Source organism: Paucibacter sp. JuS9, from assembly GCF_044043925.2.
GTDB lineage: Bacteria > Pseudomonadota > Gammaproteobacteria > Burkholderiales > Burkholderiaceae_C > JAUASW01.
Genome location: NZ_CP194172.1, coordinates 1,547,902 through 1,560,358 on the forward strand (window position 1 = coordinate 1,547,902; position 12,457 = coordinate 1,560,358).

Annotated in this window: 13 protein-coding genes; 7 read left to right on the forward strand and 6 right to left on the reverse strand. The window is 63.2% G+C overall.

Going from position 1 to position 12,457, the window contains the following annotated elements:
- Window positions 1-14 precede the first annotated feature (14 nt).
- The 6 genes from acnB to ABT392_RS06855 all read right to left on the reverse strand — a co-directional run bounded on the left by acnB (window position 15) and on the right by ABT392_RS06855 (window position 6,210).
- Window positions 15-2,606, reverse strand: a complete 2,592-nt coding sequence (acnB, locus tag ABT392_RS06830; protein ID WP_334276977.1) for a bifunctional aconitate hydratase 2/2-methylisocitrate dehydratase — start codon at window positions 2,604-2,606, stop codon at window positions 15-17.
- Window positions 2,607-2,653: 47 nt separating this feature from the next.
- The gene (locus tag ABT392_RS06835; RefSeq protein WP_334276976.1) at window positions 2,654-3,073 is read right to left on the reverse strand and encodes a type II toxin-antitoxin system VapC family toxin; all 420 of its coding nucleotides are present in this window, start codon (window positions 3,071-3,073) and stop codon (window positions 2,654-2,656) included.
- A gap of 16 nt (window positions 3,074-3,089) precedes the next feature.
- Complete coding sequence (locus tag ABT392_RS06840; RefSeq protein WP_334276975.1) at window positions 3,090-3,347, reverse strand: AbrB/MazE/SpoVT family DNA-binding domain-containing protein; 258 nt, start codon at window positions 3,345-3,347, stop codon at window positions 3,090-3,092.
- A 127-nt stretch (window positions 3,348-3,474) separates the two neighbouring features.
- Window positions 3,475-4,044 carry a hypothetical protein gene (locus ABT392_RS06845; protein WP_334276974.1) on the reverse strand — a complete coding sequence of 190 codons (570 nt, stop codon included), beginning with the start codon at window positions 4,042-4,044 and terminating at the stop codon, window positions 3,475-3,477.
- A gap of 115 nt (window positions 4,045-4,159) precedes the next feature.
- On the reverse strand, window positions 4,160-5,155 hold the full coding sequence (locus ABT392_RS06850; RefSeq protein ID WP_395386218.1) for an HpcH/HpaI aldolase/citrate lyase family protein: 996 nt from the start codon (window positions 5,153-5,155) through the stop codon (window positions 4,160-4,162).
- A gap of 68 nt (window positions 5,156-5,223) precedes the next feature.
- On the reverse strand, window positions 5,224-6,210 hold the full coding sequence (locus tag ABT392_RS06855) for a malate dehydrogenase (RefSeq protein ID WP_334276971.1): 987 nt from the start codon (window positions 6,208-6,210) through the stop codon (window positions 5,224-5,226).
- Between the two features lie 259 nt (window positions 6,211-6,469).
- Here ABT392_RS06855 and ABT392_RS06860 point away from each other — a divergent pair, with 259 nt between their 5' ends.
- From ABT392_RS06860 to gltA, 7 genes are all read left to right on the forward strand, one after another.
- Complete coding sequence (locus ABT392_RS06860) at window positions 6,470-7,255, forward strand: GntR family transcriptional regulator (RefSeq protein WP_395386217.1); 786 nt, start codon at window positions 6,470-6,472, stop codon at window positions 7,253-7,255.
- Window positions 7,256-7,360: 105 nt separating this feature from the next.
- Complete coding sequence (gene sdhC / locus ABT392_RS06865; RefSeq protein ID WP_395386216.1) at window positions 7,361-7,783, forward strand: succinate dehydrogenase, cytochrome b556 subunit; 423 nt, start codon at window positions 7,361-7,363, stop codon at window positions 7,781-7,783.
- 31 nt (window positions 7,784-7,814) lie between these two features.
- Entirely contained in the window at window positions 7,815-8,174 is a 360-nt protein-coding gene (sdhD, locus tag ABT392_RS06870) for a succinate dehydrogenase, hydrophobic membrane anchor protein (protein WP_334276968.1), read from the forward strand.
- A gap of 2 nt (window positions 8,175-8,176) precedes the next feature.
- Entirely contained in the window at window positions 8,177-9,952 is a 1,776-nt protein-coding gene (gene sdhA / locus ABT392_RS06875; protein ID WP_334276967.1) for a succinate dehydrogenase flavoprotein subunit, read from the forward strand.
- 12 nt (window positions 9,953-9,964) lie between these two features.
- Window positions 9,965-10,666 carry a succinate dehydrogenase iron-sulfur subunit gene (locus tag ABT392_RS06880; RefSeq protein ID WP_334276966.1) on the forward strand — a complete coding sequence of 234 codons (702 nt, stop codon included), beginning with the start codon at window positions 9,965-9,967 and terminating at the stop codon, window positions 10,664-10,666.
- 27 nt (window positions 10,667-10,693) lie between these two features.
- Window positions 10,694-10,963: an FAD assembly factor SdhE gene (locus ABT392_RS06885; RefSeq protein WP_395386849.1), complete on the forward strand. Its 270-nt coding sequence runs from the start codon at window positions 10,694-10,696 to the stop codon at window positions 10,961-10,963.
- A gap of 40 nt (window positions 10,964-11,003) precedes the next feature.
- Window positions 11,004-12,314: a citrate synthase gene (gene gltA, locus ABT392_RS06890; protein ID WP_334276965.1), complete on the forward strand. Its 1,311-nt coding sequence runs from the start codon at window positions 11,004-11,006 to the stop codon at window positions 12,312-12,314.
- Window positions 12,315-12,457 lie beyond the last annotated feature (143 nt).

Here is a 12,457-nt window from a genome sequence, read left to right on the forward strand (position 1 = left end):
GGCTGGTCGCCCGCTCAAACGCTCACGCCGCGAGCCGTGTCCGCGTATTCCTCGATCTGGTCGAAGTTCATGTAGCGGTAGACCTTGGCGCCGTCCTTGTTGATGACGCCCATGTCGGCATGGTATTCCTCGACGGTCGGGATGCGGCCCAGCTTGGAAGCGATGGCCGAGAGCTCGGCCGAGGCCAGGAACACATTGCTGTTCTTGCCCAGGCGGTTGGGGAAGTTGCGGGTCGAGGTGGACACCACGGTCGCGCCTTCCTTCACCTGCGCCTGGTTGCCCATGCACAGCGAGCAACCCGGCATTTCCATGCGCGCGCCGGCCGTGCCGAAGGTGCCGTAGTGGCCTTCCTTGGTCAGCTCGGAAGCATCCATCTTGGTCGGCGGTGCCACCCACAGCTTGACCGGGATGTCGCGCTTGCCTTCCAGAAGCTTGGAAGCTGCGCGGAAGTGGCCGATATTGGTCATGCAGGAACCGATGAAGACTTCATCGATCTTGGTGCCGGCGACTTCGGAGAGGAACTTGGCGTCGTCCGGATCGTTCGGGCAGCACAGGATGGGTTCCTTGATGTCGGCCAGGTCGATCTCGATGACGGCTGCGTACTCGGCGTCTGCGTCGGCCTTCAGGAGCTGCGGGTTGGCCAGCCAGGCTTCCATGGCCTTGATGCGGCGGGTGATGGTGCGGGCGTCGCCGTAGCCGTCGGCGATCATGTTCTTCATCAGCACGATGTTGGAGGTCATGTACTCCGCGATCGGTGCCGGGTTCAGGTGCACCGTGCAACCGGCGGCCGAGCGCTCGGCCGAAGCGTCGCTCAGCTCGAAGGCTTGTTCGACCTTCAGGTCCGGCAGGCCCTCGATCTCGAGGATGCGGCCCGAGAACACGTTCTTCTTGCCGGCCTTGGCCACCGTCAGCAGGCCGGCCTTGATCGCGTACAGCGGGATGGCATGCACCAGGTCGCGCAGCGTGATGCCAGGCTGCATCTGGCCCTTGAAGCGCACCAGCACCGACTCAGGCATGTCCAGCGGCATCACGCCGGTGGCGGCGCCGAAGGCCACGAGGCCCGAGCCGGCGGGAAAGGAAATGCCGATCGGGAAGCGGGTGTGCGAGTCGCCGCCGGTGCCCACCGTGTCGGGCAGCAGGAGGCGGTTCAGCCAGCTGTGGATCACGCCGTCACCGGGGCGCAGCGAAACGCCGCCGCGGTTGCGGATGAAGTCGGGCAGCTCGCGGTGCATCTTCACGTCGACCGGCTTCGGATAGGCGGCCGTGTGGCAGAAGGATTGCATCACCAGGTCGGCCGAGAAGCCCAGGCAAGCCAGGTCCTTCAGCTCGTCGCGGGTCATCGGGCCGGTGGTGTCCTGCGAGCCGACCGTGGTCATCTTGGGTTCGCAGTAGGTGCCCGGGCGCACGCCCTGGCCTTCGGCCAAGCCGACTGCGCGGCCGACCATCTTCTGCGCCAGCGTGAAGCCGGCCTTGGTCTCTGCGGGTGCCTGCGGCAGGCGGAAGGCGGTGGAGGCGGGCAGGCCCAGGAATTCGCGCGCCTTGGCGGTCAGCGAGCGGCCGATGATCAGGTTGATGCGGCCGCCGGCGCGCACTTCGTCGAACAGCACGTCGCTTTTGAGCTGGAACTCGACAACGGTTTCGCCGTTCTTCTGGATCTTGCCGTCGTAGGGCAGCACGTCCACCACGTCGCCCATTTCCAGCTTGCTGACGTCGACTTCAATCGGCAGCGAGCCCGAGTCTTCCTGCGTGTTGAAGAAGATCGGCGCGATCTTGCCGCCCAGCGTGATGCCGCCGAAGCGCTTGTTGGGCACGAAGGGAATGTCTTCGCCGGTGGCCCAGACCACGCTGTTGGTGGCCGATTTGCGCGAGGAGCCGGTGCCGACCACGTCGCCCACATAGGCCACGAGGTTGCCCTTCTTCTTCAGGTCCTCGATGAACTGCATCGGGCCGCGCTTGCCGTCTTCCTCGGGCTTGAAGGCCGCATCCGCGCGGGTGTTCTTCAGCATGGCCAGGTAGTGCAGCGGAATGTCCGGGCGGCTCCAGGCGTCAGGCGCAGGCGAGAGGTCATCCGTGTTGGTTTCGCCAGGCACCTTGAACACGGTGACAGTGATCTTCTTGGCGACTTCAGGGCGCGAGGTGAACCATTCGGCATCGGCCCAGCTTTTGATCACTTCCTGGGCCTTGGCATTGCCGGCCTTGGCCTTCTCCGACACGTCGTGGAAGAAGTCGAACATCAGCAAGGTCTTCTTCAGGCCTTCGGCCGCGACCGTTGCGACTTCGCTGTCGTCCAGCAGGTCGATCAGCGGCTTGACGTTGTAGCCACCAACCATGGTGCCCAGCAGCTCGGTGGCTTTGGCCTTGGAGATCAGGCCGACCTTGATGTCGCCGTGAGCCACGGCAGCCAGGAAGCTGGCCTTGACCTTGGCGGCATCGTCCACGCCCGGGGGCACGCGGTGCGTGAGCAGGTCCAGCAGGAAGGCGTCTTCACCGGCGGGCGGATTCTTGATCAGCTCGATCAGCTCGGCGACCTGCTTGGCGTCCAGGGGCAGCGGCGGGATACCAAGGGCGGCGCGCTCGGTGACATGTTGGCGATAGGCTTGCAGCATGGGAGGGACTCCAGGGCGGGTAGATGTTGGGTTGAGAGGATCGACTGTCAGGGTTTGGGCGCGATGACGCGCAGGCCCTTGAAGTAGTCGCGGAAGAAGCCGGCGTCGCGGGTGATCAGCCCCTGGCATTGCAGCAGGGCGTGCGCGCCGATCAGGAAATCAGGGACGGTGCGCCGACCTTCGCGAGGCTCGGTGCTGCCGGCCAGGCGGGAGCGATAGCGACGCTGCATTTCTCCAGCCCGCAGGGCTGAGCGCAACTCCAGCGGCGAATAGGCGATGCCAATGGCCTCCAGCGTCTCCATGACGATGTCGCTGTGGCCGAGGCCCGCCACGACTTCGCTGACCACCACCTCGCAGGCCACCACGGGGCCGAGCGACAAGGCATTGCGCAGCAAGGTCTCGGCCTCGTCCGCAGATGGGCCGTCGCCGATGTAGTCGACCAGGATGGAGGTATCGACGGCGATCATGGCAGCAGGGTCGGGCTCATGCTTCGTCGGGTGGCGGATAAGGGTCGCCGGGCGCTCGGCCCCGCAGCTCGCGCATCACATCGTCCGAGGTGGTGCCGGCGGGCAGCTTGATACGGCCGCGCATGCGGGAGAGCGCGTCGCCGACATCCTTGCGCAGGATGATACGGCCACCGTCCAGCTCCACCGTCAGCGTCGTGCCCTTGGTCAGGCCCAGCGCATCACGCACTGCCTTGGGCAAGGTGATCTGGCCGCGTTCGGCAACTGTGGCTTCCATGAGGGGCTCCGTCGAGTATGACGATGAAAGTATGTATGAATTCTACATACTTCAAGTGCCAACGCGAGCTTCGGGCAACAAAAAAGGAGACCCGCGGGCCTCCTTCTTGCACACTACCTCGGCTTGTTCAGCGGTTGGCGGCGGTGGCCTGTGCAGCAGGGGCGATGCTGGTGCCCGGCGTGATGCCGATGCCGGAGTCTGCAGCGGCCGGCACGGCTGTTTGAGCCACTTGCGCCGGATGGACACAGGCGTCCACCATGCGCTGACCGATCTTGCTGTTCATCAGCATGGATTTGGTCGGAATCTGCAGCCAGACCACGCCGGCCTTCTTGTCTTCCAGGCGCACGGCGCCGGTAGTGGTGGGCTCGGGCGCCATGATGTAGACCATCTTGCCGAAGCGCAGATGGAAGCGGCCGGGCTGGTCCGGGTGGGGCGTGATGCTGACCTTCTGGTTGAACTCGCAGGGCACATCGCCATGATGAACGCGTGGCGCCACAGCCATCTGCTCTTCGCTGAGCACCATGGGCTCGTCCGGCGGCAGCGGCGCTACAGCCGTTTGCGGCTTGGCCTTGGCAACCAGGCGATTGACCGGCTTGGCTTTCTCAACGGCGGCTGCGGCGCTTGCCGCGCTCACCAGACCGAAGCAGGCCAGCAGGCCGAGGGAGAGGGTGCTCAGGGCGCGAAGCTTGATGTTCATAGGTACGGCAGAAAGTTGCAGCGATTGTCGGCGCGCCAGCGTGGTGCATGAGCTAGCGTTTGCCAGCATAGCGAAAAGGATTTGCCCAGCCATCAGCGAGCCGGTAAGCGATGTATCAAGCCGTCCCGAACCAGGCTTGCCGGATTTCGACCGGCAGGGGCTGGCTGGTGCCGTGCGCGCGCTGCAGCAGATGCCAGAAGAAGCGATAGCTGGCGCGGTCGTGCAGGCTGTCGCGATGCTGGATCGGCGCCCAGTGCGCCGCTTGCGCCGCCTGCAGGATCTCGACGGCCTCGTCAATCTCGGCCACGCTGGGCGCGAAGGCATCGATGATGGGCTGGATCTGGTTGGGGTGGATGCTCCACATCCGCGTGTAGCCGAACTCGCGCGCTGCCCTTGTCGCTGCTTCCTGCAATGCAGCAGCGTTCTTGAACTCGGTGACCACGCAGTGCGATGGTGTCTTGGCGTGGGCGTGCGCTGCTGCGGCGATCTCAAGCTTGGCACGAACCACCAGTGGATGGTTGAACTGGCCTTGCACCGTGAGCCCGCTGCGTGGAATGGCACCGCGGTGGGCCGAGACGAAGTCCATCAGGCCGAAGGACAGTGATTCAATGCGTGGGTGCGCGGCAATCTGCTGCACCTCGCGCAGGGCGCCATGGGTTTCGATCAGCGTGTGGACGGGCGGCTGCTTGACGCCATGCCGTGCGCAAGTGGCATCGATGAAGTCACAGGCTTGTGCCACCTCATTCGCGCTGCGCGGCTTGGGCACCATCAGGTAGGCGAGCATGGCGCCGGCCTTGCTGATCAGGGCATCGACGTCGGCCTCGAACGAGGCGTGGTCCAGCGGATGAACGCGTGCGCCGACGCGGCCATGCTTGTTCAGCGGGCTGTTCAGGAGTTCGGCCACCAGGGCTGCATGCTCGACCTCGCCACCGATGGGTGCGCCGTCTTCGCAGTCCAGCGTGATGTCGAACACCGGGCCCATCTGCGCTTGCAGTTCCAGGCTCTTGCGCATGCGCGCCTCGACGCCGCAGTAGTGGTCGACCACGGGAAGCAGGGTCGCGGCATCGCCTTCGTCGAACAAGGCCTGGCGGGGATGAAGTGCTGCGTTCATTCGATCCGGATCAGAAATAAAAAGGGCCGGCATGGCCGGCCCTCAGTGTCGCTCACGCCGCGAGCTGATTACAGCAGGTGCTTGACGCCGTCCTGTTCGTCCGTCAGTTCCTTCAGGGTCTTGTTGATGCATTCTTGCGAGAAGGCATCGATTTCCAGGCCCTGGACGATCTTGTACTCGCCACCTTCGCAGGTGACCGGGTAGCCGAACATGACTTCCTTGGGGATGCCATAGGAGCCGTCAGACGGGATGCCCATCGTGACCCACTTGCCGTTGGTGCCCAGGGCCCAGTCGCGCATGTGGTCGATGGCGGCATTGGCGGCCGAGGCCGCCGAGCTCAGGCCGCGAGCGGCAATGATGGCAGCGCCGCGCTTGCCCACGGTAGGCAGGAAGGTTTCGCGGTTCCAGGTCTCGTCGTTGATCATGCCCTTGACCGAGGCGCCGCCGATGGTGGCGAAGCGGTAGTCGGCATACATCGTGGGCGAGTGGTTGCCCCAGACGGTCAGCTTCTCGATGTCGGCCACGGCCTTGCCGGTCTTGGCAGCGAGCTGCGAAGCGGCACGGTTGTGGTCCAGGCGCAGCATGGCGGTGAAGTTCTTGGCCGGCAGGTCAGGCGCCGACTTCATCGCGATATAGGCATTGGTGTTGGCCGGGTTGCCGACCACGAGCACCTTGACGTTGCGCGAAGCGACAGCGTTCAGCGCCTTGCCCTGCGTCGTGAAGATGGCGCCGTTGATGGCCAGCAGTTCAGCGCGCTCCATGCCCGGGCCGCGCGGACGCGAACCGACCAGCAGGGCGTAGTCGGTGTCCTTGAAGGCTTGCATCGGGTCGCTGTGGGCTTCGATGCCGGCCAGCAGCGGGAAGGCGCAGTCTTCCAGTTCCATGATCACGCCCTTCAGCGCGTTCTGGGCCTTCTCGTCGGGAATTTCCAGCAGCTGCAGGATCACCGGCTGGTCCTTGCCCAGCATTTCGCCGGAAGCGATGCGGAACAGCAGGGCGTAGCCGATCTGGCCGGCAGCGCCGGTGACGGCGACGCGAACGGGTTTCTTGCTCATGGGACTCTCTCCGAAAGGTTGGAAATGAAAATCTGTTCGGTTGGCGAGCTCAGGGCGCATCAACGTTCTGTGCGGCCGGCTGCCGGTGGGGCAGTCGCAAAGTGTAGGTCAGAGTCCGGGCATTCCCGTAGTCGACACGGCCGTTTAAGCGATCTTGCGTACCGATTCTTCGTGTTGCATCGCACAAATCCGACACTCTTGTGTCTTATAGAAGATGTCAGGCATCAGAGGGTGGACGGGACTCAGGGTTTCTGCTCGAATGCCGGCCATGCCGCGCGAGCCCCTGTCTTCATCTGCACCAGCCAGCGCATCGAGCCCGGTCGATGCCGGGCCCTCATTCAGCCCGCTCTATCGCCAGATCAAGAGCCTCTTGATCGCCGGCCTGCAAGGCGGTGAGTGGAAGGCGGGTGAGGGCATACCGAGCGAGATCGAACTGGCCCAGCGCTATGGCGTCAGCCAGGGCACGGTGCGTAAGGCTATTGACGAACTTGCTGCCGAGAATCTGCTCGTGCGCCGGCAGGGGCGGGGAACTTTTGTTGCCACCCATGCCGAGCAGCAGCAGCAATACCGCTTCCTGCGCCTGATGCCCGATGAAGGTCAGGAACCGGGGCTGGGGCGCCAGTTGCTGGACTGCAAGCGCCAGCGTGCGCCGGCCTGGATTGCCAAGCAGCTGCAGATGCGTGCGGGTGACCCCATGGTCGAAGTGCGCCGTTTGCTGCATGGCAAGGACAAGCCGGTGGTGCTGGACGACATCTGGCTCCCTGGTGATTTGTTCAAGGGCTTGACCACCGAGCGCTTGAACAAGCATCGCGGGCCGTTCTATGGATTATTCGAGACGGAGTTTGGCGTGCACATGATCCGTGCCCAGGAGAAGGTCAAGGCGGTGGCGGCCGATGAGGAGTCTGCGGCGCTCCTGCACGTGGCTGTCGGCACGCCTTTGCTGAGCGTCGAAAGGCTCTCATTCACCTATGGCGACAAGCCCGTGGAGCTGCGCCGCGGCTTGTACAACACTTCAACGCACTTTTATCGCAACGACTTGAATTGACCCTCGGCATTCATCAGGTACGCAACACGCGCCAAGCGGGTCTGGGCGCTGTTGCGTTGCAATAAAATCCTTGGGTTTCATTCGAATTACAAAGAAGGCAACAGCATGGCTGCTACTCCAAAACAAAGGCCCGGGACCATGCGTCTCGTCGACGCCTTGCAATACCGTCTGCCGCTCGCAGGCTACGTGTCCATCCTGCACCGTATCAGCGGCATAGTGATGTTCGCGCTGCTGCCCTTCGTGATCTGGATGTTCGACACCAGCCTCACGTCCGAGATCTCCTACGACAGTTTCACCAATGCCTTTGTGGCTGGCATCGGCATTGTGCCGGCCTGGTTCGTGAAGCTCACCTGCCTGGGCCTGATCTGGAGCTACCTCCACCACTTCATCGCCGGCGTGCGCCATCTCTACATGGACGCAACGCACAGCGTCACCAAGGAATTCGGCCGCAGCTCGGCCGTCGTCACGCTGGCATTGAGCCTGGCGCTCACTGCTGCCCTGGGCGCCAAGCTCTTCGGCCTGTACTGATTGCCACCCAGCATTCGCGAGGCAAAACACAATGACAACTTTCGGTTCCAAGCGCATCGTCACTGGTGCGAAGTACGGCCTGCGCGACTGGCTGGCCCAGCGCGTCACGGCTCTCCTGATGGCGCTGTTCACCATCGTCCTGCTGGTGCAGGTGCTGCTGCCAGGCCCGCTCGGCTATGAGCGCTGGGCAGGCATCTTCAGCCAGCAATGGATGAAGGTCATCACATTCGCCCTGATCGTCTCCCTGGCGTACCACGCCTGGGTCGGCGTGCGCGATATCTGGATGGATTACGTCAAGCCGGTCGGTGTGCGCCTTGCGCTGCACATCTTCACCCTGGTTTGGCTGGTGGGTTGCGCCGGCTGGGCGATCCAAGTGCTGTGGAGACTTTGAAAATGCAAATTGGATCGACTCTCGCGAAACGCAAGTTCGATGTGGTGATCGTCGGTGCCGGCGGTTCCGGCATGCGCGCCTCGCTGCAACTCTCGCTGGCTGGCCTGAACGTGGCTGTGCTGTCCAAGGTCTTCCCGACCCGGTCGCACACCGTGGCGGCGCAAGGCGGCATCGGCGCCTCGCTCGGCAACATGAGCGAGGACAACTGGCACTACCATTTCTTCGACACCGTCAAGGGCTCCGACTGGCTCGGCGACCAGGACGCCATCGAATACATGTGCCGTGAAGCACCCAAGGTCGTCTACGAGCTTGAGCACTTCGGCATGCCCTTCGACCGCAACCCGGACGGCACGATCTACCAGCGCCCGTTCGGCGGCCACACCGCCAACTACGGCGAGAAGCCGGTGCAGCGCGCCTGCGCCGCGGCCGACCGTACCGGCCACGCCTTGCTGCACACGCTGTACCAGCAAAACGTCAAGGCCCGCACGCAGTTCTTCGTTGAATGGATGGCGCTCGACATCATCCGTGACGCCGATGGCGATGCCGTGGGCGTGACGGCGCTGGAAATGGAAACCGGCGAAGTCCATATCCTCGAAGCCAAGACGGTCTTGATGGCCACCGGTGGCGCAGGCCGCATCTTTGCGGCCTCCACCAACGCCTTCATCAACACCGGCGACGGCCTCGGTATGGCGGCACGTGCCGGCATCCCGCTGGAAGACATGGAGTTCTGGCAGTTCCACCCGACCGGCGTGGCCGGTGCCGGCGTGCTGCTGACCGAGGGTTGCCGAGGCGAGGGCGCCATCCTGCGCAACGCCAATGGCGAGCGCTTCATGGAGCGCTATGCACCGACGCTGAAAGACCTGGCACCGCGCGATTTCGTGTCGCGGTCGATGGACCAGGAAATCAAGGAAGGTCGCGGCTGCGGTCCCAACAAGGACTATGTGCTGCTCGACATGACCCACCTGGGCGCCGACACCATCGCCAAGCGCCTCCCCTCGGTGCTGGAGATCGGCCACAACTTCGCCAACGTCGACATCACCAAGGAACCTATTCCCGTGGTGCCGACCATCCATTACCAGATGGGTGGCATCCCGACCAATATCCATGGCCAGGTGGTGATCCCGAAGAACGGCAAGCACAACGACATCGTCAACGGCCTCTATGCCGTGGGCGAATGCTCCTGCGTGTCGGTGCACGGCGCCAACCGCCTGGGCACGAACTCGCTGCTGGACCTGATCGTGTTCGGCCGTGCGGCGGGCAACCACATCGTCGACTTCAACCTGAAGACCAAGAGCCACAAGCCCCTGCCCAAGGACGCTGCCGACCTGACCCTGGCCCGCCTGTCGGCCCTGGAGAATCGCAGCAACGGCGAATACGCGCAGAACGTGGCGAACGACATCCGCTCGACCATGCAGAAGCATGCCGGTGTGTTCCGCACCCAGGCGAGCCTGGACGAAGGCGTCAAGAACATTCTTGAAGTCGCCAAGCGCGTCGGTGGCATTGGCCTGAAGGACAAGTCCAAGGTCTTCAACACCGAACGCGTCGAGGCGCTGGAAGTCGAGAACCTGATCGAGGCCGCCAAGGCCACGATGATTTCGGCTGCCGCCCGCCCTGAAAGTCGAGGAGCGCATGCGCACAACGACTATCCGAACCGCGACGACGCGAACTGGATGAAGCACACGCTGTGGTACTCGGAAGGCAATCGCCTCGACTACAAGCCGGTGAACCTGCAACCGCTGTCGGTGGAATCGGTGCCCCCGAAGGTCCGGACGTTCTAAAGGATTGATGAAATGAAGCGCACTTTCCAGATCTACCGCTACGACCCGGACAAGGATGCCAAGCCCTATATGCAGACCCTCGAGGTCGAGCTGGATGGGCACGAGCGCATGTTGCTGGACGCCCTGGTCAAGCTGAAGGCGGTCGACCCGACGCTGTCCTTCCGTCGCAGCTGCCGCGAAGGCGTCTGCGGTTCGGACGCGATGAACATCAACGGCAAGAACGGCCTGGCATGCCTGACCAACATGCTGACGCTGCCGGGCGTGATCACCTTGAAGCCGCTGCCGGGCCTGCCCGTTGTGCGCGACCTGATCGTCGACATGACGCAGTTCTTCAAGCAGTACAACTCGATCAAGCCCTACCTGGTCAACGACAACCCGCCGCCCGACAAGGAACGCCTGCAGTCGCCGGTGGAGCGCGAAGAGCTGGACGGCCTGTACGAGTGCATCCTGTGCGCGAGCTGCTCGACGAGCTGCCCGAGCTTCTGGTGGAACCCGGACAAGTTCGTCGGCCCGGCTGGGTTGCTTCAGGCCTACCGCTTCATCGCGGACAGCCGCGACGAAGACACGGCAGCTCGCCTGGACAACCTCGAAGATCCTTACCGCCTGTTCCGTTGCCATACGATCATGAACTGCGTCGACGTCTGCCCCAAGGGTCTGAACCCGACCAAGGCGATAGGCAAGATCAAGGAACTGATGGTCCGCCGCGCGGTCTGATCAGCGCAAAGAAAAGTCATGGCGAACATGGAAGCCACGCTGATCGACGAGAGGTCTCTGTCCAAGCTGCGCTGGCGCTGCCGGCGGGGCCTGCTGGAGAACGATCTCTTCATCGAGCGCTTCTTCAATCGCCATGCCGAGTCACTGACCGAGTTTCAGGCGGAAGGCCTGCGAGTGTTGATGGATCTGTCTGACAACGATCTGCTCGATCTGCTGCTGCGCCGCAAGGAGCCTGAAGGCGAACTCGTTCGTGCCGATGTGCAAGAGGTCCTGAGCCTGCTCCGGACCGTCACCTGAATTTTGTTAAGCATTACCCCGGAACCCCAAAGGAATGACCATGACCCCGTCTGAAGTCAAAGCCACCCTGTCGTTCTCTGACGGCAGTCCGCAAATGGATCTGCCCATCTACAAGGGCTCGGTCGGACCGGATGTCATCGACATCCGCAAGCTCTACGCGCAGACGGGCAAGTTCACTTACGACCCGGGCTTCCTGTCCACAGCCTCGTGCAACTCGACCATCACCTACATCGATGGCGACAAGGGCGAGCTGCTGTACCGCGGCTACCCCATCGAGCAGCTCGCCGTGAACTGCGACTACCTCGAGACCTGCTACCTGCTGCTGTACGGAGAGCTGCCGAACGCCGACCAGAAGGCCAGCTTCGAAGACCGCGTGATGCACCACACGATGGTCAACGAGCAGATGCAGTTCTTCCTTCGCGGCTTCCGTCGCGATGCCCACCCGATGGCCGTGATGACGGGCCTGGTGGGCGCGATGTCGTCGTTCTATCACGACAGCACCGACATCAATAACCCGGAGCACCGCGAGATCTCGGCGATCCGCCTGATCGCCAAGATGCCCACGCTGGTGTCCATGGCCTACAAGTACACGATCGGCCAGCCCTTCATCTATCCGAAGAACGATCTCTCGTACGCTGGCAACTTCATGCGCATGATGTTTGCCACGCCTTGCGAAGACTACAAGCCCAACGACGTGCTGGTGCGGGCGATGGACCGGATCTTCACGCTGCATGCCGACCACGAGCAGAACGCTTCGACGTCCACCGTGCGCCTGTGCGGCTCCTCCGGTACGAACCCGTTTGCAGCCATCGCCGCGGGCGTGGCCTGCCTGTGGGGCCCGGCTCACGGCGGTGCGAACGAGGCCTGCCTGAACATGCTGAGCGACATCCAGCAGATGGGTGGCGAGGCCAAGATCGGCGAGTTCATCAAGCAGGTCAAGGACAAGAACAGCAGCGTCAAGCTGATGGGCTTCGGTCACCGCGTCTACAAGAACTACGACCCCCGCGCCAAGCTGATGCGCGAAACCTGCCATGAGGTGCTGAACGAGCTGGGCCTGCACGACGACCCGTTGTTCAAGCTGGCCATGTCGCTGGAAAAGATTGCGCTGGAAGACGAGTACTTCGTCGCCCGCAAGCTCTACCCGAACGTCGACTTCTATTCGGGCATCGTGCAACGCGCCATCGGCATCCCGGTGCCGCTGTTCACTGCCATCTTCGCCCTGGCCCGCACGGTGGGCTGGATTGCCCAGCTGAACGAAATGATCGGCGACCCGGAGTACAAGATCGGCCGTCCGCGCCAGCTCTTCGTCGGCGCCACCAGCCGCGACGTCAAGCCGATCGCGCAGCGTTAAGCCACTCGCGTACTGATGAAGATCTCCCGAGCGCTTGGGCGCCGGGAGATCTTTTTTTCTGGCTCGATGTTGATGTCGACACTGAGCGAAGAGCAATTTGCGCGTCAGCTGGCATCAACTTAGGGGATGTCGGACGCCTTTAC